This window comes from Citricoccus sp. SGAir0253 (assembly GCF_005877055.1).
In the GTDB taxonomy this organism is placed as follows: domain Bacteria; phylum Actinomycetota; class Actinomycetes; order Actinomycetales; family Micrococcaceae; genus Citricoccus.
In genome coordinates, this window is record NZ_CP039424.1 from 2,802,633 (window position 1) to 2,823,099 (window position 20,467).

Below are 20,467 nucleotides of genomic sequence, written 5' to 3' on the forward strand. Positions count from 1 at the left end.
CCCGCTTTGCCGCGAGGGCGGGGATACCGCTACCATGGACAGCCGTGGCACCCGCTCGCCGGGCGCGCACGAACGCCTCCTTAGCTCAGCTGGCCAGAGCAGCTCCCTCGTAAAGAGCAGGTCGCCGGTTCGAATCCGGCAGGGGGCTCCGACCAGGACGGCTCCGTCCGGGGATCACCTCCCCGGCCGGAGCCGTTCTGCTTCCTCCACGCCCGCGACCACCTTCTCCGCCCGGCGGCCCACGGAGTCCAGCGATCCCTGCCCCAGCCGGAACATGGCCGCCGCCTGCGCCGTGGTGGCGAGGTCGTTGGCCGCGCGGGACAGCACGCGGTGCAGGTCCGAGACGTCCTGCGGGATCTCCAGCCCGTGCTCGGGGTGGGCCCGGCGCGCCTCGACGCACAGTCCGCGCACGGTGGGCATCAGTTCGGCCAGCACGTTGCCGGCGTTGACCAGGCCGTTGAGCTCGTCCTGCGGGACGGAGCCGTCACGCCGGGCCTCGTCCACCACCTGCCAGTAGCGGTCCAGGGAGCGGGCGAACCAGTCGTTGCACCGGCGCCACAGCTCGGTGCCGAGCTCCTGGTCGTCCTTGCGGGCCTGGCGCCGCCGCGCGAAGGGTCCGGCCATCACCGCTCCGCCTTGGCGGCGTGCTGCTCGGTGACCAGCAGGACCTTGCCGGTGCGGTCCGCCGCCTCGAACCGGTCCTGCGCCTCGGCCGCGCGCTCCAGCGGGAAGGTGGCGTCCGTCGTCGTGCGGATGGCACCGGAGGCCACCAGCGGCCAGACCTCCTCGCGCACCCGGCGCATGATCTCGGCCTTCTCCGCCACCGGCCGCGGGCGCAGCAGGGTGCCGGTGACCGAGCCGTTGCGGCCCATGAGGTCGGCCAGGGGCAGGGTGCCGGTCGCCCCGCCCTGCAGGCCGATGACCACGAGCCGGCCGCCGCGCGCGAGCACCTCCACGTTGCGCTCCAGGTACTTGGCGCCCATGACGTCCAGGACCACGTCCGCCCCGTGCCCGCCGGTGATCTCCCGCACGCGCTCCACGAAGTCCTCCGCGCGGTGGTCGATCGCGGCCTCCGCCCCCAGCTCGAGGCACCGCCGGACCTTCTCCGGGCCGCCGGCCGTGGCCAGGGGGCGGGCGCCGATCCCCTTGAGCAGTTGCAGGGCGAACGAGCCGATCCCGCCCGTGCCGCCGTGCACCAGGACCCACTCCCCCGCCTGCACCCCGGCCTCCATGGCGAGGTTGGACCAGCAGGTGGCCGCGACCTCCGGCAGCCCGGCCGCATCGGTGAGGGAGACGCCGTCCGGCACGGGGACCACCTGGCCCGCCGGGACCGTCACGTACTCCGCGTAGCCCCCGCCGGTCAGCAGCGCGCACACCGGGGTGCCGAACTCCCAGGGCCCGACGCCGGCCCCGGTCTCCTCGATCGTCCCGGAGACCTCCAGCCCGGGCACGGAGGAGGCACCGGGCGGCACCGGGTAGTTCCCGGCCCGCTGGAGCAGGTCCGCCCGGTTGATGCCGGCGGCCGCCACCTTCACGAGCACCTCGCCGGGGCCCGGGGTGGGCACGGGGAGCTCCACGACGGACACGGCCTCGCGTCCGCCCGCGCCCGTGTACTCGATGGCCTGCATGGTGGGATGGGTGCTCATGGTGTCCTCCGCTGCCCGGCGGCGGGCCGCGGGCCGATTGGGTGAAAGGCTACCGACCATGATGTCCCGGATCGCGGCCCCGCGGCCAGCCGGGCGCGGGGCGGGGCGAACGGGGCGGTCGGCGGGCACCCGTAGAATGGCCCGACCGGGATGGTTGTCCGAGCGGCCGAAGGAGCTGGTCTTGAAAACCAGTGTGCGGTAACCCCGTGCCAAGGGTTCGAATCCCTTACCATCCGCGTAGATAAAGGGAAGCGGCCCCGTTCAACGGGGCCGCTTCCGTCGTCTCCGCTTTGGCGAGGCCTCTGGGGCTTGAAGGTGAAGGCAGCCACTGGAGGCCCTAGGGTGGGACCACCCGAACGTGAGGACGTGGCCATGGCAGACGGACTGGAACACCTGGTCGCCGTCATCCAGGCGGCCAAGGCGTGGCGCGGGCGAGACATGATCACGGCGACCGTGGACGTCACCGGCGCCGTTCCGGAGACGTTCACGGTGCGGGCCCGCACCCCTGAGGGCACCATCGAGGCCTCCTCGGACCACCTGCGCGTCACCTACCACCCCGCCACCCGCGAGCGCACCGTCCAGGAACGGGGCCACCCGCCCATCACGGAGGTCCTCGAGACGTTCCCGATGCAGCCGCTGGTCCTGGGGATGTTCAGCCCGCTGGACCTGCCGATCTGGGGCGGGCTGGAGCCGAACCCGTCCGTCGTCGCGGCCACCCGGGACGGTGGCCTCGTCCGCCTCGAGCTGGCCGGCCTCTCCTCGTCCGGCCATGCGGTCGTGGACCTGGACACGGGCATCGTCGTGGACCTGGACTACCTCGGTCGGCGGTACACGACCCGCCAGGTGCGCCAGGTGGACGCCCTGCTCGCCGACTAGCCACCACGCGGCACGCGGCCCCTCGCCGCCTCCCGCCCGGGCCGCGATCCGCGGCCCGACCTCGACCCTCCGCCCGTTCACGAGGTGCTGGACCCCACGTCATCCCCCGTTCAGGGGCCGATGCCACGATGACCGGTATCGCACCCGTCATCACTCCCCGAAGGGCACCCATGTCCACCCTCCAGCGCCTGGCCGCGGCCGGCGCCTCCCTCGCACTGCTCTCCGCCGCCGTCGTCCTGCCGCCGGCCCAGGCCTCCCCCGCCGGTGACGGCATCGTCATCAGCGAGGCGTACACGAACGGCGGGTCGGCCAACGCGGTCTACACGCACAAGTTCGTCGAGCTCCACAACCCCACCGACGCGCCGGTCTCCCTGGACGGCTGGTCCCTGCAGTACCGCTCCGCCACCGGCACCTCCGCGCCGACCGGCACCGTCGAACTGACCGGCACCATCCCGGCCGGCGGCTACTACCTCATCAAGGGCTCCTCGAACGGCTCGGCCGGACAGCCGCTGCCCACGGCGGACGCGACCATCGGCGCGTCCTTCTCCGGCACCACCGGCACCCTCGTGCTGTCCAACCAGTCCGCCGCCCTCACCGGGCTGTCCACCGGCTCCGTCACGGCCGGGCAGGACGAGCGCGTGGTGGACCTGCTGGGCTACGGCACCTCCAACACCTTCGAGACCGCGGCGGCGCAGTCCCCCGCGGCGAACTCGGACCCGAAGTCCATGAACCGCGCCGCGGACGGGACGGACACGGACGACAACGCGGCCGACTTCCGCCTCTCCGGCACGGTGACCCCGATGAACGCCACCACGGAGCCGGGAGGGCCGGGCACCGGCACGGAGCCGGACCCCACGCCGGAGGACCCCGCGGCCCCCGCCACGATCACCCCCATCGCCGAGGTCCAGGGCACCGGGGACGCCACCGCGCTGGCCGGGCATTCCGTGACCACGCGCGGCGTGGTCACCGCGGTGTACTCGACCGGCGGCTACCAGGGCTACTACCTGCAGTCCGCGGCCACCGGCGGCGAGGCCACGGACGCGACCCCCGGTGCCTCGGACGGGATCTTCGTGTACTCGCGGGACACCGTGGGCTCGGTGACGATCGGCGACCACGTCCAGGTCACCGGCACCGCCGGCGAGTACCACGGCCTGACCCAGCTGAGCGTGCCGGCCGGCGGCCTGGAGGTCCTGGCCGAGGGCGCCGCCGTCGAGCCCACGGTGCTGGACTTCCCGCTCTCGGAGGCCGAGAAGGAGGCCCACGAGGGGATGCTGATCGCCCCGGCGGGCGAGTGGACCATCACGGACAACTACGACGTGAACTCCTACGGCTCCCTGGGCATCGTGCCCGGGGACAGCCCGCTGCTGAACCCCACCACGGTCGCCGAGCCCGGGGACGCCGCGCGGCGCGTCATGGCGGAGAACGCCGAGCGGCTCATCGTGCTGGACGACGGCGCGAGCACCAACTTCATGCGCTCCCCCGGCAACCAGGGCACCCTGCCCTACCTGGACCTGGACGACCCGGTGCGCGTGGGCTCCGGCGTGGACTTCACCACCCCCGTGGTCCTGGACTACCGCTACGGCGCGTGGAGCTTCCAGCCGCTGACCCACCTCACGGACGCCACGGCCGGGCAGTACCAGCCGGCCCGGTTCGAGGACACCCGCCCGGCGGAGCAGTCCCCGGCCGAGGTGGGCGGCACGGCCTCCGTCGCCACGTTCAACGTGCTGAACTACTTCACCACCCTCGGGGACCAGTACCCCGACTGCCGCGCCTACACCGACCGCGAGGGCGACCCGGTGACCACGAACTACTGCGAGCCCCGCGGGGCGTACGAGCAGGAGGACCTCGAGCGCCAGCAGGCCAAGATCGTCGCGGCGATCAACGGCCTGGACGCCTCCGTGGTGGGCCTCGAGGAGATCGAGAACTCCGCGCGGTTCGGCCAGGACCGCGACCACGCCCTGGCCGCGCTGGTGGACGCCCTGAACGCCGACGCCGGCCACGCCCAGTGGGCGTACGCGGCCTCGCCGGCCGAGCGCCCCGCCGCCGAGGACGAGGACGTCATCCGCAACGCCTTCATCTACCAGCCCGCGCAGGTCCGGCCCGTGGGCGAGTCGGTCATCCTCGACGACCAGGTCGCCTTCGACAATGCCCGCGAGCCGCTGGCCCAGGTGTTCCAGGCGGCCGACGGCGGCGCGTCCACCCGGTTCATCGCCATCACCAACCACTTCAAGTCCAAGGGCTCGGGCTCCGGCGAGGGCAACGCGGACACCGGCGACGGGCAGGGCGCGTCCAACGCGGACCGCGTCCGGCAGGCCGAGGCGCTCGTGGCCTTCGCGGACCGGCTGCGCCAGGACACCGGCGTGGAGCGCGTGCTGCTGATGGGCGACTTCAACGCCTACGAGCAGGAGGACCCGATCAAGGTCCTCGAGGCCGCCGGCTACGCCTCCCAGGGGACGCGCACGGGCGAGCACACCTACGCCTTCAACGGCTCCGTGGGCTCGCTGGACGGCGTGTTCGCCAACGCCGCCGCGGCGCGGGACGTGACCGGCGCGGACGTGTGGGACATCAACGCGGACGAGTCGGTGGCCTTCGAGTACTCGCGCCACAACTACGTGGCCGAGCAGCTCTACGCCCCGGACCAGTGGCGGTCCTCGGACCACGACCCGCTCAAGGTGGGCCTGGACCTCGCCCCGGCCGCCGCGGCACGCGGGGTGGACAACCCGAACCGCGGCCCCGGCAACGACAGCGGCCTGCACCTCGGGCAGCCGCGCGGCTGACGCCACCGCGCGGCGAGCGCATCACGCCACGGCCCCCGGGAGTCACCTCCCGGGGGCCGTGCCGTTTCGCGGGCCGTGGCGGGGACGGCGGGAGCCGCCCGAGCCTCAGGAGGTGACGATCCCCCAGGCCGCCCGCGCGGCGGCGTCCGCGTCACCCAGGGTGCGGGCCCGGCCGTCGGGATCCTCGCCGGCCTCGGCCGCGATGGCGGTGCCCCACTGCACCGAGGCCAGCTGCAGGCCGAGGACGAACACGGAGCCGTGCACCGTGCCGTCCGCCGCGCGCAGCCGGTACGGGCGCTCGGTGACGTCGAAGCCGCGGCCCGGCAGCAGCTCGCCGTCCTCGTCCTCCACGGTGTACGGGACCGCGGTGCCGGCGGCGAGCATCGAGGACACCAGCGGGGAGGCGGACTGCTGCACGCGGTTGGCGGGCATCATCGCCTCCACGAGCCACGTCCCGCTCTGCACGTCCTGGGCCTCCTCCCCGCCGCCCACCTGCGGGCTGGACACGGTGAACCGGGCCCGGCCGGCGTCGGGCTCGAACTGGGGGTCCGGGCCCACGAACCGGACCAGGCCCGCCCGGGCCAGCGCCAGCAGCTGCTCCACGCGCAGCAGCGGCGGACCGGAGGCCAGGCCCTCCACGAGGGACTCGAACCAGCCGGAGACGTCCCGGCGGCGCGAGGCGTCCGTGATCCGCCGCTCGGCGACGAGCCGCTTGACCAGCAGCCGGGCGGCGTGCAGGGTGCCGATCGCCACCATGAGCGGGGAGTCCTCGCCGGCGGCGGCCTCCGCGCACACGCCCTCGAGGAAGCCGGCGACCTCCCGCTGGTACTCCTCGCCCGAGTCGTAGACGCGGCGCTCGAAGGGCCGGCCCAGGGCGCGGATGTCCAGGAACGGCATGCCCGGCTGGTACTCGGCCAGCAGCTCCTGCGCGTGGCGGGCGGTCACGGGCTCGCCCCGGCCGGCGGCCTCGAACTGCCCCACGAGGGCCGCGAGGAACTCGCCCGCCCGCTCGGCCCCACCGAGCACCTTCGGCCGGGTCCGCACGAGCGTGAAGTAGTAGGCGCGCACCACGTCCCGGTGGACCAGCGGCCACAGGTGCACGGCGAAGTCCAGCACGCCGTGCTCGGCCTGCAGCCGCTCCACGGCCTCCCGGGTCAGGTACTTCAGGGACACCGCGTGGGGCACGAAGGCGTCCAGCTCGGCCTTGGGCAGGTAGCAGGTCCCCCGCCGGGAGGCCGGGTGCAGCACCGGCTCCCGCCCGGAGGGCACGTAGCGCAGCGTCCGCCCGGGCCCCTCGCCCGTCGGCTCGAACGTCCCGCCCCGGCCCAGGGTCAGCTGCGCCATCGCGTCGAAGAAGTTCAGCCCCATGCCCCGCACGAGCACGTCCTCGCCGGCGGGCAGGGTGTCCCAGTCGAGCTCGGCCGGCAGGTGGGGGCCGCGGTAGTGCAGGCCGAGCTCCGTGGCCGCGGCGGACAGCAGCTGCTGCTCGCGGGTCGGCCGGGCCGGCACGTGGCCGAGGCCGAGCACCACGGCGTCGGCCACGAGGGTGGCCCCGTCGTCGAGGGTGAGCGTGGCCCCGCCCGCGGGGCCGGGGATCAGGCCCACCACCTCGGCGGGCACCCAGGACACGGTCCCGACGGCGTCGTGCGCCTCGAGCGCGGCCGTCACCTCCCCGTACAGGTCCTCCAGGTAGAGGCCGTAGACGGCGCGCGGCGGGTAGTCGGAGCGGTCCAGGTCCCCGGCCCGGTCCGGGTTCGCCATGCGCCACTGGTCGAAGGTCAGCCCCACGGAGGACGGGCGCAGGCCCGGGGTGCCGGCGGCGGCCGCCGTCGGGAAGAAGGAGGGGGTGTTCATCAGGAACTGGGGTGACTGGTCGGTGCGCCACACGCGCCCGGGGCCGGGACGCTGCGGGTCCAGCACGACGACGTCCACCGGCCGGCCGCCGGGAGCGGGCCCCGGCTGCCCGGAGCGGCACTCCGCCGCCTCCTCGACCACGGCCAGGAGCCGTTCCAGGAAGGAGGTCCCGCGCGGGCCGGCTCCCACGACCGCGATGGTGGCCCGGTCCGGGGTGGCGGGGGACGGCGGCATGGGGATCCTCTCGGGGCGGGGTCGGGGTGGCTCCAGACTAAGCGGTGTCCGCGCGCGGGCGAGTGCCGCGAGCGCGGGCGAGTGCCGGGGAACGGGGACGGGGTGCCCCGGCGCCGCGGGGCGGAACGTGGTCTGATGGGAGGATGCCGACCACTCCCCCCGTGACCGCCGCCGACGACGAGTTCCTCTGGCTCGAGGAGGTGCACGGCGAGCGCCCGCTGGACTGGGTCCGCGAGCAGAACGCCCGCACGGAGGCCCGGCTGGACTCCCCCGCCCTGAGGGACCTGCAGGAGCGGATCACCGCCGTGCTGGACGCCCCGGACCGCATCCCGCACGTCACCAAGCGCGGCGACTGGTACTACAACTTCTGGCGGGACGCCGAGCACCCGCGCGGGCTGTGGCGACGCACGCGGTGGGAGCCCTACCTGGCCGGCGCCCCGGACTGGCAGGTCCTGCTGGACGTGGACGCGCTCGCCGCGGCCGAGGACACGCCGTGGGTGTTCTCCGGCGCGCGCCTGCTGCGCCCGGACTGGGACCGCGCCCTGGTGCGGCTGTCCCCGGACGGGGGCGATGCCGTGGCCGTGCGAGAGTTCGACGTCGAGGCCCGCCGGTTCGTCCCGCCGGCCGGAGCCGACGACGGCGGCGACCCGGACCGCGAGCGCCCGGTCCCGGATCCCGCCGGGCCGGGATCGGTCGCGCCCGGTCCGGACTCCCGGGACGCCCCCGGCTTCGTCCTGCCGGTGGCCAAGACGCACGTGTCCTGGATCGACCGGGACCACGTGCTGGTCGGCACCGTGACGGACCCGGATCCCGACGGCGGCGACGCCACTCGGTCCTCCTACGCCGCCACCCTGCGGGTGCTCACCCGCGGCCAGACCCCGGCCGAGGCCGAGACGGTGTTCGCGGTGGACCACGAGCACGTGGCCGCGTTCGGCGGCCACGACGCGACGCCGGGCTGGGAGCGCACCGTGGCCGTGGACGCCGTGGACTTCTACCGCTCCACCACGTGGCTGCGGGAGCCGGGGGCGGACGGCCCGCGGCCGGGCTGGCGCCTCGTGGACGCCCCGGAGGACGCCGAGGTGGACGTCCACCGGCAGTGGCTCACGCTGTTCCTGAAGTCCGCGTGGGACCGCCGGCAGGCGGACGGGACCACGGTGCACCACCCCGCCGGCTCCCTGCTCGTGTGCACGGTGGCCGGCTACCTGGACGGCACCGAGGACCCGCGGCCCGCGTTCGTGCCGGATCCCGAGGCGGTCCTGTCCTCGTGGACGTGGACGCGCTCGCACCTGGTGCTCACCGTGCTGCGCCACGTGGCCTCCTCCGTCCTCGTGCTGGCGCAGGAGCACCTCGGCCGGGACGGTGCCGCCGCGCGCGCCCGCCCGCTCGTGCTGGAGACCCCGAACCCGGCCGACCCGTTCCTGACCCTGTCCGTGGGCGCGGTGGACGACGAGGACCCGGAGTGCGGGGACGACCTGTGGATCACGGCCACCGGCGCACTCACCCCGCCCACGCTGCTGCGGGCCGCCCTGCCCGGCCCCGCGCCCAACGGGACCGGCACCGGGACGGGGGCGGCCGGCGTCGTGCCGGAGCTGGTGACGGTGCGGACCGCGCCGCACCGCTTCGACGCCTCCCGGCTCGCCGTCCGGCAGTTCTTCGCCACCTCGGCGGACGGCACGCGCGTGCCCTACTTCCAGGTGGGCCCGGCGGAGCTCGAGCACGACGGGCGCAACCCGGTGCTGCTGGACGGCTACGGCGGCTTCCTCGCCTCGAAGCTGCCCGCCTACTCGGGCGTCTACGGCCTGGGCTGGCTGTCCCGCACGGACGCGGCCGGCCGGCGCGGCATCCACGTCATCGCCAACATCCGCGGGGGCGGGGAGTACGGCCCGGACTGGCATCGGGCGGCGCTGCGCGAGGACCGGCACCGCGCCTACGAGGACTTCGCCGCCGTCGCCCGGGACCTCGTGGCGCGCGGCGTGACCGACCGCGCCCACCTCGCCGCCACCGGCCGCTCCAACGGCGGGCTGCTCATGGGTGTCATGGCCACGCGGTACGCGGACCTGTTCGGGGCGATCAGCTGCGGGGTGCCCCTGCTGGACATGCGCCGGTACACGGTGCTCTCCGCGGGCCACAGCTGGATCGCCGAGTACGGCGATCCCGAGGACGCGGAGCAGTGGGAGTCCCTGCGCACCTTCTCCCCCTACCACCTGTTGCTCGACGAGCCCGTGGACGGGGCGGCCGCGGGGCGCGACGGCGCCGGGCCGGGGAGCGGCCACCCGGACCTGCTGGTGTGGACGGCCACCTCGGACGACCGCGTCGGCCCCGTCCAGGCCCGCAAGATGGCCGCCCGGATGCAGCGCCTGGGCGTGCCCAACGTCTGGTTCCACGAGGACCTCGAGGGCGGGCACGCGGGCGCGAGCGACAACCGCCAGGCGGCCGCCCTGCACGCCCGGTCCCTCGAGTTCCTGTGGCAGTCGGTGGCGGAGGGGAACGGCGAGCGCGGGGGAGCCGACGCGCTTTGATCTACACGGGCCCGGGCGGCTACCATGTCAGGGTTACCGCCCGCGAGGACGGTGACGGAGGAGACGTGCCAGAGCGGCCGAATGGACTTCACTGCTAATGAAGGGCCCGGCGAAAGTTGGGCCGGGGGTTCAAATCCCCCCGTCTCCGCCACCGGGAAGGCCCGGGACCCATGCGGTCCCGGGCCTTCTCCGTGTCCGGCGGCCCTCCCGCCGGTCTTCCCGCGGTCCTTCGCCTTCCGTGTGGGCCCTCGCTCGCCGGGCGTGTGCGCCCTCATCCGCGGCCGATCCGCCCCTGACTGGGTGGAACCTGAATGCCGCCTGTGCCTTGGCGCAGAGCCCCTTTCGCACCGGCCCGAGGATCACTAGGGTCGGGAGAACGACATCAGGTCGGGTCATCGCCCAGAACGGATACCCGGGCGGCCCCGGCCGATGCACGGCCCCCCGGCGGCGACCGTCGCCGGGAACCGCGTCTCCACAGGCGTGTGACCGCACGCCGGACACCATTGAGTTAGGAGAGCACGCCATGCAGGACTTCACCACTGTCGAGAACCTCCAGAACGCCACGGTCTACGGCAATGACGGCGAGAAGATCGGATCGGTCGGGCAGGTCTACCTCGACGACCAGACCGACCGTCCCACGTTCGTCACCGTCCGCACGGGCCTGTTCGGCATGAACGAGACCTTCATCCCGGTCTCCGAGGCCACGCAGACCGCCGACGGGCTGACCGTCCCCTTCGACAAGGCCTTCGTCAAGGACGCGCCGAACATCGACGCGGACGGGTCCCTGACGCCCGAGGAGGAGCGCCGGATCTACGAGTACTACCGGATGGACTATGGCCACACCACCGGCTACGACGGCACCGCCGCGGACTACACGGGCCCGACCGGCACCGACTCCGGCCTGCGGGACACGGACCGCGACGCCGGCCTGGCCGCCTCCAGCGGCACCGCCGCCAGCGGGGTCTCGGGCCTGGGCGTCCAGCGCGGCGCCGACGACCGCACCGCGGCCGACCTGGACCGGGACGTCGCCGACCGCGACACCGTGGGCCGGGACGTCGACACCGACCGGGAGACGGTCGTGGCCCGCAACGAGGAACTCAACGTCGGCACCGAGGTCCGGGAGTCCGGACGGGTGCGCCTGCGCAAGCACACCTACACGGACACCGAGACCGTCGAGGTCCCGGTGACCCGGGAGGACGTGGTCGTGGAGCGGGAGACGATCGACCCGAACTCCCCCGAGGCGCAGCGCAGCACCGGCGACGAGGAGGTCGTGGTGACCACCCACGAGGAGGTCCCGGTGGTGGACAAGACCGCCACCGCCGAGAAGGTCACCGTGGACAAGACGCGCGTGCAGGACACCGAGCGCGTCTCGGGCACCGTGCAGCACGAGGACATCGAGGTGGAGGGCGACGGGGACACCGGCACCGGCCGGCGCGTCTGACGCCTCTCACCACGGGCGAGACCCGGCACCCCGTGGGTGCCGGGCCTCCTCCGTGTCCGGGCCCCGGCGTGGGGGGGCCTTGCGGGGTCTCGCGAGGGTCGGGGGATCCCGCCCGGGTCAGTCGTCCTCGTCCCTCTCGCGCTGCAGGATCCGCAGGAACTGCAGCGCCTCGTCCTCCGTGAGCACGGTGTGGGCCGAGAGCTCCAGGGCGGCCTCCTCCACGCGGCCGTCCCGCACCATCGCGGTGAGCTGGTCGCGCAGGAACGGCGGCAGGTCCGAGCTCGAGACGCGCACGGTGGTCTCGTCCCGGACGACCTCGAGTTCGAACGGCCGGTCCGCGGGCAGGTCCTCGGTCAGCCAGTCCTGCGGCACGACGAGCGAGGTGGCCTCGGGCTCTGCCGGCGCCGGTGGCCCGGGCCGGTCGCCACGCTCCCGGGGCGCCGACGGTCCGGTCCCCTCCTCGGCGGACGACGCCTGCGGCGCCTGCTCCTGCTCCTCGTGACCCTGCTCCCCGGTGCCCTGCTCGCCGGGACCCTGCTGACCGGCGCCCTGCGGACCGGCGCCCTCGGCGTGCGCGGTCTCGTTGGCAGGGGCCTGCGGGGCGGCCGGGGCCGTCCACACCTGCGGGAAGGTGGCCAGGGACTGCACGTCCAGCATGGCCTCGAAGGTCCCGCGTCCGGTGGAGCGGCGGTAGGCCAGCACGGCGTCCCCGGTGCGCCCGGCGGCGATGAGCCGGTAGACCTCGCGGTGCGTCTCCTGGTCCAGGCGGCCGGAGGCGGCGCGGGCGCTCTCCGAGCTCACCCGGGCCGCCAGCGAGCTGCGGCCGCCCCGGCGCTCCGCACGAGGGCCGGGCGTCCCGGCGGCGGACGAGCGGCGAGACAGCAGCCAGGCGCCCCCGGCGACGGCGGCACCGATGACCACGATGATCAGCACCGGGACGAGATACTCCATGGCCCCAGTCTAGGTGGCACGGTTCAGGGCCCGTCGATGGTCCAGGACCGGTGTCCCGGCGCGATCCGGCCCGGGTCGTGGGAGGTGACCAGCACGACGCCGGGGTAGTCCGCCAGCTCGCGGCGCAGCAGCCGCACGCCCTCATCGTCCAGCTCCGCGTCGAGGCCATCCAGGACCAGCACCGGGGGGTCACCCAGCAGGGCGCGGCCCAGTTTCAGCCGGGCCGCCTGCGGACCGGTCAGCGGACGGCCGCCGTCCCGCAGCCGGGTCTGCGTCCCCCGCGGGAGCGCCTCGAGGACCGAGCCCAGGCCGACGCGGCCCAGCGCGCGGCGGCACTCGTCCTCGGTCGCCCGGGGATCCCGGTAGGTGACGGCCCGCTCGATCGTCCCCCGCTCGAGCGGGACCCGCGCGGAGGCGTGGCCCAGCAGGCCCCGGCGTTCGCGGGCCGGGGCCCGGGTGTAGTCGTACCCGTCCACCACCATCCGCAGCGCCTGGGCACCAGGTTGTGCGGGGTCGTTGCGCCCGGCGAGCACGGCGTCCAGGACCGCTGCCGCGCGGGCCGGGTCCCGCGCGTCGAGCACCACCCGCTCCCCGGCCCGGGCGAGCAGGGCGGGGACGGGCCGCCCGCCGACCACGAGCCCCTCGATCCACACCCCGTTCCGGCCGGTGACGGAGCGGTCGCGCGGCACGCGCGCCCAGTCCCGTTCCAGCTCCCGCTCGGCCCGCAGCAATTCCTCGCCGCGCGCCAGCAGCGGCGCCTGGATCCGCCGGGCCGCCCGGTAGTTCTGCCGGTACTCCACCACGCGCCCCAGGTCGCCCAGCGGGGTGGTGAGCACGCCCACGAGCATCATGGCCGAGGCCACCGCCGCGGCGTCCACCACCGCGAGCGAGCCGAGCACCACCACGGTCCCCGTTGACAGCGAGGCCGCCGTGAGCGCCGCGGCGCGCACCAGCCCGGTGACGCGGGAGCGCCCGACGGCGGCGCCCACCACCCGGCGCGAGTCCCGGTCCAGCGCGTTGAGTTCCCGGCGCACCCCGCCGGCGGCCCGGATCCCCTCCCGGGCCCGGACGGCGTCGGCGATCCGGCCGGACATCCGGCCCCGGTGGCGGCGCAGGGTGCGGGCGCGCCGCAGGGCCGCTCGGGCCAGCGGCGGCACCGCCAGGCCGAACAGCACCACGGGCAGCCCCACGGCGAGCCCGATCCGCCAGTCCGAGAGCCCGAGCACCACGACCACGAGGACCACGAACGGCAGGGACGTCAGCAGCGCCACCAGTCCCCGGGCCACCCAGGTGCGCACGGCCGTGAGGTCGTTCGAGGCCCGGGTGATCGTCACGCCCAGCGAGGGACCCGCGTCCTCGGCCAGGGCCGCGCCGATGAGCCGGCGGCGCAGCCCGTGCACGTAGTCCTGGCCCAGGTCCTCGGCCACGACCCGCTCGGCCCAGCGGGCACCGAACAGGGTGAGCACCGCGACGGCGAGCACCGCCACCTGCGGCAAGGGCACGTGGACGGCGGCCGCGGCGCGCGCGGCCGGGTCCAGCGGCGTGCCGTCCGGCGCCCGGCCGGTGGCCAGCGCCGCGTTGTACTGCGCCGGCGCGCCGAGCAGCGCCTCCACCGAGAACGCCATCGCGAGGGCCATGACCGCCTGGAGGACCCCCAGCAGGACGAGGAGCACCAGCAGGAGGCGGCGGCGGCCCGCCCACACGGGGGGCATCCGCTCGGTCGCGGGGCCGTCGCCGTCCTCCGCGCCGACCGCTCGGCCGCCGACCTCGCCGGCACCCCGGGGCGGGGCCGGCGTCGGGAGTGCTCGCGTCTCCATGCGCCTCAGCGCCGCGGGAGCAGGGCGGTGGCCAGGGCCGGGTCGGTGAGCCCGTACGTGTCCAGGACCGGCACGCCCAGCACGGCCCGGGCCTCCTCGGTGGCCAGCGGCGAGGAGGTGAGGACGCCGGAGACGGCGGCCACGTCCAGTCCGGCGGCCTGCAGCTCGCGCACGCCGGCCACGGCGCCGAGGGCGTCGCCGGCGGCGAAGACCACGCGGTCCACGACCTCCTGGAAGAGGGGGTCGCGCAGCAGCCGGGCCGTCTCGCCCTGGTACACGCCGTCGGCGATCTCGACGACCACCACGTCCGTGCCCGGCCCGGAGAGCGCCTCGACGATGTCCACCGTCAGGGAGCGCACCCGCTCGTAGTCGAGTCGGAAGGTGGTGGGGTAGCCGAAGTCCGTGAAGTCCAGGACGGTGGCCGCGCCGGCGTCGCGGTAGAGCATCGGGTCGTTGCCGGCACCCGTTCCCGTGGACTTGCCCGCCGAGACGCTCAGGCCCGCCGCCGTCAACCCGTTGACCAGCGTGGCCATGGCGGTGGACTTGCCCGAGTTCATGGACGTGCCCAGCACGCCGATCACGGCCGGCCGACGAGCGGGCGCCCCGTTCGTCGGGTCGCCGGGGGCCTCCTGGGCTGCGGCGCCGGACACGGCCTGGGCCGTTGCGGCGGTCGCGGTCGTGCCGGTCGCCCGGGCGGCGGCGGGCACGGGGCGCGGGCGGTGCGGCGCGAACCGGGAGAGGTTGACGACGCCCTCCGCGTCCGCGAGCAGCCCCAGGGGCTCGATGCGGGTGGGGTCGTCCACGCGCACGTGCTGCCGGGTGACCACCCCGGCGACGCCCCCGGCCGCGACGAGGTGACAGGGCTCGAGGGTGTCGGGGACGTGGGCGAGGAACTGGTCGGCCGCATAGCGGTGGCCGTAGGCCAGCATGACGAGCGCCCCGGGGAACAGGATCGCCTTGCGCGACTCGGGGGTCTCCACGCGCTTGTGGTTGAGGATCTCGGTCACCCGGGCGACCACCACGTCCCCGGCCCGGGGGGTGACGGTCGGCCCGGCGGCCAGGTGGAAGGCGGCGGGGTCGGCCGCCACGGCGCGGTCGACGAAGCGCGTGGTGTAGGAGCCCTGGACGCGGGTGGGCAGCTCGATCCGCTGGTAGGTGGCCCCGGCCGTCTCCACGAGCGGCAGGGTGGCGGGGTGGGTCATCTCGATGGTCATGTCAGGGCCTCTCATGGTCTTCCGTCCCGTCCGGGGTGTTCCCTCGGCGTCGGGATCCATGCAAGCCGCCGGCCATGAACCGAGGATGAAGGACTGATGAGAACGCTCTCATCTTCGCGGCCGCCGGCCTCGGGAGCGGTCCCGGCCGGGGTGCCGGCAGGGTGCCGGCGGGGTGCCGGCCGGGGCCGGCGGGACCTCAGCGCACCGGGTCGCGGCGCAGCAGCAGGCTCGCCACCGCCAGCGCCGCCAGGGCGAGCCCGACCGTCATGAGCACCGTCCCGGGCCAGCCGAGGGTGGTGAGGAACACCCCGCCCAGCCAGCCGAACACGCTCGATCCGGCGTAGTAGCCCAGGTTGTACAGGGATGCGGACTGGGCCCGGCCCGCCGTCGCCGCCGCGCCCGCCCAGCCGGAGGCCACGGCGTGCGCGGCGAAGAAGGCGCCCGTGAACAGCACGGTGGCCGGCAGCACCGCCCACAGGGTGGGCAGCAGGGTCAGCAGGACGCCGGCGACCATGAGGACCGTGGCGGCGCGCAACACGGCCGGACGGCCGTACCGGGCGGCCAGCCGGCCCGCGAGGGGCGAGGTCCACGTCCCGGCGAGGTAGGCGAGGAAGACGAGCGAGACCACCGCCACGGGGAGCCCGAAGGGCTCCTCGGCCAGGTGGTAGCCGAGGTAGTTGTACATCGCCACGAAGCCGCCCATCAGCAGCATGCCCTGGGCGTACGTGGCCAGCAGGGCGGGCGAGCGCAGGTTGCCCGTCAGCGCGGCGATGGCCTGGCGGAACGAGGCGCGGTGGGGCGTGAAGCGCCGCGCCGCCGGGGCCAGCACCAGGAAGCCCACGGCGCACGCGACGGCGAGCACCGTGACGGCGAGCATCCCCAGCCGCCAGTGGAGCAGGTCCCCCACGGGGGCGGCCACGATCCGCCCGGTGAGCCCGCCGACCGTCGTCCCGGAGATGTACACCCCGGCCGCGACCGCCGCCGAGGCCCGGTGCACCTCCTCGTTGAGGTAGGCGATGGCCAGGGCCGGGACGCCCCCGAGCGCGGCCCCCTCGAGGAGGCGCAGGACGAGGACCGCCTCGAGGGCGGGCACGGCCACGGCCGCCGCGGAGAAGGCGCAGGCGCCGATGATGGCCCAGCCCATGGCGCGCTGCCGCCCGAACCGGTCCCCCGCGTACGACCACGGGATGACGCCGAGCGCCAGGCCCAGCGTCGCCAGGGACACCGTCAGCGCGGCGTCCTGGGCCGACACCCCCAGGTCAGCGCTGATGAGGGGCAACATGCCCTGGGGGGAGTAGAGCTGGGCGAACGTGGCGACGCCGGCCAGGAACAGGGCCAGCTGCAGGCGGCGGTACCCGCCGGTGCCCGGCACGTGGCCGGCCCACGTGACACCTCCCCCTGCGTTCACGGCTCCGACTCTAGCCCGCCTAGGATGGCGTCCTGTGAAGACTTCAGTGGATCTCAGCCAGTCCTTCAAGGCCTACGACGTCCGGGGCATCGTCGGGCAGACGATCACCGAGGACTCGGTGCGGGCGGTCGGCGCCGCGTTCGTGGACGTCCTGGGCCTCGGCGGGCAGCGCGTGCTCGTCGGCGGGGACATGCGCCCGTCCTCCCCGGCCTTCGCCCGCGCCTTCGCCGAGGGCGCCACGGCGCGCGGGGCCGACGTCGTGATGCTGGGGCTGGTCTCCACGGACATGCTCTACTACGCGTGCGGCGTGGAGGACGCGGCCGGCGTCGTCTTCACCGCCTCCCACAACCCCGCCGAGTACAACGGCATGAAGATGGCCCGGGCCGGCGCGGTGCCGGTGTCCTCGGACACCGGGCTCTACGAGATCCGGGACGTGGCCCAGCGCTACCTCGACGGCGGCGCGGTGCCGGCCGCGGAGCGCACCGGCTCCGTGACCGAGCAGGACCTGCTCTCCGGCTACGCCTCCTACCTGCGCTCCCTCGTGGACCTGTCCGGGATCCGCCCGCTGAAGGTCGTCGTGGACGCCGGGAACGGCATGGCCGGCAAGACCACCCCGGCCGTGCTGGGGGACGCCGTCCTGGAGGCCCTGCCGCTGGAGATCGTGCCCCTGTACTTCGAGCTCGACGGCACGTTCCCGAACCACCCGGCCAATCCCCTGGAGCCGGAGAACCTGCGGGACCTGCAGCGCGCGGTCACCGAGCACGGCGCGGACCTCGGGCTGGCCTTCGACGGCGACGCCGACCGCTGCTTCGTCATCGACGAGAACGGCGACCCGGTCTCCCCCTCGGCCGTGACCGGCCTGGTGGCCCGCCGCGAGATCGCCCGCGCCAAGGCCGGCGACACCGTCAACGGCACGGTGCACGCCCCCGAGGCCGAGCCCGTGGTCATCCACAACCTCATCACCTCGCGGGCCGTGCCGGAGCTGGTGGCGGCCGAGGGCGGCCGGGCCGTGAAGACGCGCGTGGGCCACTCGTTCATCAAGGCCGTGATGGCCCAGGAGAAGGCCGTCTTCGGCGGGGAGCACTCCGCCCACTACTACTTCCGGGACTTCTTCAACGCGGACACCGGCATGCTCGCGGCCATGCACGTGCTCGCCGCCCTCGGCGCCCAGGACCAGCCGTTGTCCCGGCTCGCCGCCGAGTACGACCCGTACGTGGCCTCGGGCGAGATCAACTCCCAGGTGGAGGACAAGGACGCGGCCGTGGCGGCGGTCCTGGAGGGCTTCGCCGCCGAGGACACGGTGGTGGAGCGCATGGACGGTACCACCGTCTCCGCGGCGGACGGGTCCTGGTGGTTCAACCTGCGCCCGTCCAACACGGAGCCCTTCCTGCGCTACAACGGCGAGGCCGCGGACGCGGCGACCATGGAGCGCATCCGGGACGCCGTGCTGGCGATCGTCCGCCGGGACGCCTGAGCGAGGGCGCCCGGGCCGGCCGGCCCGCCTCAGCCCGCGAGGGCCAGCACCAGCGGCAGCACGCCCTGGGCGCCGGCCTCCCGCAGCACCCGGCCGGCCTCCGTCAGCGTCCAGCGGCTGTCCGCCCGGTCGTCCACGAGCAGCACCGGCCCGTGGTGGCCGGCGGCGGCCGCCGCGGCCAGCTGCTCCCGCATCGGACCCGGCACGGCGTACAGCTGCCACACGGAGGCCAGGCGGAACGCGCTGTTGCCGCCGGACTCGGTGCGCGGCCGGTCGTCGGCGAACTCGAGCGGCCCCAGGTAGGGCAGGCGGCCGATCCGGGCGATGCCCTCCGCGAAGGAGGACACGAGCTGGTGCCGTGACCGCGAGGGGACGGAGACCACGGCGATGGGCCGCTGCCCCCACTCCCACGCGGAGAGGACCTTGACCGCCGCCTGGAGCAGGTCCGGCTCGATCGGGGCGTCGTGCGAGCCCTCGTGCCCGGCGGAGAAGAGGGTCCGCAGCCGGCCGCCCCAGCCGAGGTCCGTCAGGCGGGCAACGGCCCGGCCCTCCTCCACTTGGAGCTCCTCGGGGATCCTCCCCTTCAGCGGGACGCCGAGCCGGTCCATGCCGCTGGGCCACGTCCGGCGCGGCTCGATGGCCACCCCCACCCGGCCCAGGGCGCGGGCCGCGCTGTCCCGGGCGTCCTGGGCCACCCCGGTGGGATACCACGGGCCCGCGCAGTTGTCGCACCGGCCGCACGGGGCGGCGTCCGGGTCGTCGAGCACGTGGGACAGGAACTCCATGCGGCAGGAGGTGGAGTTCTCGTAGTCCAGCATGAGCTTCTCCTCGGCCACGCGGGCCTGGGCCACCCGGCCGTAGCGCTCCCCGTCGTACGTCCACGGCTCGGCGGTGCGCTGCCAGCCGCCCTGCGTGCGCTCCACGGCGCCGTCCACGGCCAGCACCTTCAGGAGCAGCTCCAGCGGGGTCCGCTTGAGGTCCACCCGCGTCTCGAGCGCGGGCACGGACAGGGGCCGCCCGGCCGCCTCGAGCTCGGTCAGCACGGCGCGCGCCCGGTGCTCGTCCGGCATCGACGTGGTGGCGAAGTACCGCCAGATGTCCCGGTCCTCCGTCCCGGGCAGCAGCAGCACGTCCGCGTGCTCCGTGGCGCGCCCGGCGCGGCCGACCTGCTGGTAGTAGGCGACCGGCGAGCTGGGCGCCCCGAGGTGGATGACGAAGCCGAGGTCCGGCTTGTCGAAGCCCATGCCGAGCGCCGAGGTGGCCACGAGCGCCTTGACCCGGTTGTCCTTGAGGGCCTGCTCCAGCTCGGCCCGCTGCTCGGGGTCCGTGCGCCCGGTGTAGGACGCCACCTCGTGGCCGGCCTCCCGCAGCGCCCGGGCGGTGTCCTCGGCGGCGGACACGGTCAGGGCGTAGACGATCCCGGAGCCGGGGAAGGAGCCCAGGTGGGTCAGCAGCCAGGCCAGCCGGCTCCCCGGGCTGGGCATGCGCAGCACGCCCAGGCGCAGGGAGGTCCGGGCCAGGGGGCCGCGCAGCACGAAGACCTCCTCCGTGCCGGCCACCCCGAGCTGCTCGGCGACGTCCTGCACCACCCGCGCGTTGGCCGTGGCCGTGGTGGCCAGGACCGGCACGCGCCGGTCCCCGGCCCCGGGCAGCCGGGCGATGAGGTCCCGGATCCGCCGGTAGTCCGGCCGGAAGTCATGCCCCCAGTCCGAGATGCAGTGCGCCTCGTCCACCACGAGCATGCCGGTGCGGCGGATGAGGTCCGGCAGCTGGACGTCCCGGAAGTGCGGATTGTTCAGCCGCTCCGGGGACACCAGCAGCACGTCCACGGAGTCCTCCGCCAGCCTGGCCTGGATGAGGTCCCACTCGGTGGCGTTGGCGGAGTTGATGGCCTCGGCCCGGACCCCGGCCCGGGCGGCCGCCGCCACCTGGTCCCGCATGAGGGCCAGCAGGGGCGAGACGATGAGCGTGGGTCCGGCGCCCCGGGCCCGCAGCAGCAGGGAGGCCACGAAGTACACCGCGGACTTGCCCCAGCCCGTGCGCTGGACGACGAGGGCGCGGCGGCGACGGGCGACGAGGGCCTCGATGGCCTCGAACTGCCCCTCGTGGAACCGGGCGTCCGGCCGGCCCACGAGCCGGCGCAGCACCTCCAGCGCCTCCGCGTGCAGGTCCTCCGCGTCCACCACCGTGGTCTGCACCGGCCCCGCGAGATCGCCGTTGCCGAGGCCGTCGTTGTTCTGCACCATGCGACCAGTA

Annotated in this window: 13 protein-coding genes and 3 tRNA genes; 8 read left to right on the forward strand and 8 right to left on the reverse strand. The window is 75.0% G+C overall.

What is annotated here, in order from left to right; translation table 11 throughout:
* Positions 1-74: 74 nt before the first annotated feature.
* Positions 75-148 (forward strand) — tRNA-Thr (locus tag E7744_RS12260).
* 26 nt (positions 149-174) lie between these two features.
* On the opposite strand, the gene E7744_RS12265 is transcribed toward E7744_RS12260, so the two are convergent.
* Both E7744_RS12265 and E7744_RS12270 read right to left on the reverse strand, forming a co-directional pair.
* A complete protein-coding gene (locus E7744_RS12265) occupies positions 175-624 on the reverse strand; it encodes a hypothetical protein (protein WP_137774356.1) in 450 nt (149 codons plus the stop codon).
* Positions 624-1,646: an NAD(P)H-quinone oxidoreductase gene (locus tag E7744_RS12270; protein WP_246858440.1), complete on the reverse strand. Its 1,023-nt coding sequence runs from the start codon at positions 1,644-1,646 to the stop codon at positions 624-626. The genes E7744_RS12265 and E7744_RS12270 overlap by 1 nt, the downstream gene beginning before the upstream one ends.
* A gap of 148 nt (positions 1,647-1,794) precedes the next feature.
* Between E7744_RS12270 and E7744_RS12275 the strand changes: the two genes are divergently transcribed.
* The 3 genes from E7744_RS12275 to E7744_RS12285 all read left to right on the forward strand — a co-directional run bounded on the left by E7744_RS12275 (position 1,795) and on the right by E7744_RS12285 (position 5,299).
* Positions 1,795-1,882 (forward strand) — tRNA-Ser (locus tag E7744_RS12275).
* A 136-nt stretch (positions 1,883-2,018) separates the two neighbouring features.
* Positions 2,019-2,522: a hypothetical protein gene (locus E7744_RS12280; protein ID WP_137774357.1), complete on the forward strand. Its 504-nt coding sequence runs from the start codon at positions 2,019-2,021 to the stop codon at positions 2,520-2,522.
* A 170-nt stretch (positions 2,523-2,692) separates the two neighbouring features.
* Positions 2,693-5,299: an ExeM/NucH family extracellular endonuclease gene (locus tag E7744_RS12285; RefSeq protein ID WP_137774358.1), complete on the forward strand. Its 2,607-nt coding sequence runs from the start codon at positions 2,693-2,695 to the stop codon at positions 5,297-5,299.
* Positions 5,300-5,404: 105 nt separating this feature from the next.
* Here E7744_RS12285 and E7744_RS12290 read toward each other — a convergent pair whose 3' ends face one another.
* Positions 5,405-7,387, reverse strand: coding sequence for an FAD/NAD(P)-binding domain-containing protein (locus tag E7744_RS12290; protein ID WP_137774359.1), 1,983 nt, complete (start codon positions 7,385-7,387; stop codon positions 5,405-5,407).
* 143 nt (positions 7,388-7,530) lie between these two features.
* On the opposite strand from E7744_RS12290, the gene E7744_RS12295 reads away from it, so the two are divergent.
* The 3 genes from E7744_RS12295 to E7744_RS12305 all read left to right on the forward strand — a co-directional run bounded on the left by E7744_RS12295 (position 7,531) and on the right by E7744_RS12305 (position 11,347).
* The gene (locus E7744_RS12295) at positions 7,531-9,906 is read left to right on the forward strand and encodes a prolyl oligopeptidase family protein (RefSeq protein WP_246858441.1); all 2,376 of its coding nucleotides are present in this window, start codon (positions 7,531-7,533) and stop codon (positions 9,904-9,906) included.
* Between the two features lie 59 nt (positions 9,907-9,965).
* Positions 9,966-10,057: transfer RNA gene (locus E7744_RS12300), tRNA-Ser, on the forward strand.
* Between the two features lie 372 nt (positions 10,058-10,429).
* Positions 10,430-11,347 (forward strand): DUF2382 domain-containing protein, encoded by a 918-nt coding sequence (locus E7744_RS12305; protein WP_137774360.1) that lies wholly within the window; start codon positions 10,430-10,432, stop codon positions 11,345-11,347.
* Positions 11,348-11,464: 117 nt separating this feature from the next.
* On the opposite strand, the gene E7744_RS12310 is transcribed toward E7744_RS12305, so the two are convergent.
* The 4 genes from E7744_RS12310 to E7744_RS12330 form a co-directional block, all read right to left on the reverse strand.
* Positions 11,465-12,298, reverse strand: a complete 834-nt coding sequence (locus E7744_RS12310; protein WP_137774361.1) for a hypothetical protein — start codon at positions 12,296-12,298, stop codon at positions 11,465-11,467.
* A gap of 23 nt (positions 12,299-12,321) precedes the next feature.
* The gene (locus E7744_RS12315; protein ID WP_246858442.1) at positions 12,322-14,115 is read right to left on the reverse strand and encodes an ABC transporter ATP-binding protein; all 1,794 of its coding nucleotides are present in this window, start codon (positions 14,113-14,115) and stop codon (positions 12,322-12,324) included.
* Positions 14,116-14,120: 5 nt separating this feature from the next.
* Positions 14,121-15,329: a DUF1611 domain-containing protein gene (locus E7744_RS12325; protein ID WP_137774364.1), complete on the reverse strand. Its 1,209-nt coding sequence runs from the start codon at positions 15,327-15,329 to the stop codon at positions 14,121-14,123.
* A gap of 196 nt (positions 15,330-15,525) precedes the next feature.
* Positions 15,526-16,737 carry an MFS transporter gene (locus E7744_RS12330; RefSeq protein WP_246858443.1) on the reverse strand — a complete coding sequence of 404 codons (1,212 nt, stop codon included), beginning with the start codon at positions 16,735-16,737 and terminating at the stop codon, positions 15,526-15,528.
* A 34-nt stretch (positions 16,738-16,771) separates the two neighbouring features.
* Between E7744_RS12330 and E7744_RS12335 the strand changes: the two genes are divergently transcribed.
* Positions 16,772-18,211 (forward strand): phosphomannomutase/phosphoglucomutase, encoded by a 1,440-nt coding sequence (locus tag E7744_RS12335; protein WP_137774365.1) that lies wholly within the window; start codon positions 16,772-16,774, stop codon positions 18,209-18,211.
* Positions 18,212-18,240: 29 nt separating this feature from the next.
* Here E7744_RS12335 and E7744_RS12340 read toward each other — a convergent pair whose 3' ends face one another.
* Positions 18,241-20,457: an ATP-dependent DNA helicase RecQ gene (locus tag E7744_RS12340; protein ID WP_246858444.1), complete on the reverse strand. Its 2,217-nt coding sequence runs from the start codon at positions 20,455-20,457 to the stop codon at positions 18,241-18,243.
* Positions 20,458-20,467 lie beyond the last annotated feature (10 nt).

What these genes read in the sequence shown, in the direction of transcription:
- E7744_RS12340 (WP_246858444.1), bottom strand. Translation starts at nt 20,457, where the DNA reads ATGGTGCAGAACAACGACGGCCTCGGCAACGGCGATCTCGCGGGGCCG.
- E7744_RS12280 (WP_137774357.1), top strand. Translation starts at nt 2,019, where the DNA reads ATGGCAGACGGACTGGAACACCTGGTCGCCGTCATCCAGGCGGCCAAG.
- E7744_RS12265 (WP_137774356.1), bottom strand. Translation starts at nt 624, where the DNA reads ATGGCCGGACCCTTCGCGCGGCGGCGCCAGGCCCGCAAGGACGACCAG.
- E7744_RS12305 (WP_137774360.1), top strand. Translation starts at nt 10,430, where the DNA reads ATGCAGGACTTCACCACTGTCGAGAACCTCCAGAACGCCACGGTCTAC.
- E7744_RS12295 (WP_246858441.1), top strand. Translation starts at nt 7,531, where the DNA reads ATGCCGACCACTCCCCCCGTGACCGCCGCCGACGACGAGTTCCTCTGG.
- E7744_RS12325 (WP_137774364.1), bottom strand. Translation starts at nt 15,329, where the DNA reads ATGACCATCGAGATGACCCACCCCGCCACCCTGCCGCTCGTGGAGACG.
- E7744_RS12290 (WP_137774359.1), bottom strand. Translation starts at nt 7,387, where the DNA reads ATGCCGCCGTCCCCCGCCACCCCGGACCGGGCCACCATCGCGGTCGTG.
- E7744_RS12315 (WP_246858442.1), bottom strand. Translation starts at nt 14,115, where the DNA reads ATGGAGACGCGAGCACTCCCGACGCCGGCCCCGCCCCGGGGTGCCGGC.
- E7744_RS12310 (WP_137774361.1), bottom strand. Translation starts at nt 12,298, where the DNA reads ATGGAGTATCTCGTCCCGGTGCTGATCATCGTGGTCATCGGTGCCGCC.
- E7744_RS12270 (WP_246858440.1), bottom strand. Translation starts at nt 1,646, where the DNA reads ATGAGCACCCATCCCACCATGCAGGCCATCGAGTACACGGGCGCGGGC.
- E7744_RS12285 (WP_137774358.1), top strand. Translation starts at nt 2,693, where the DNA reads ATGTCCACCCTCCAGCGCCTGGCCGCGGCCGGCGCCTCCCTCGCACTG.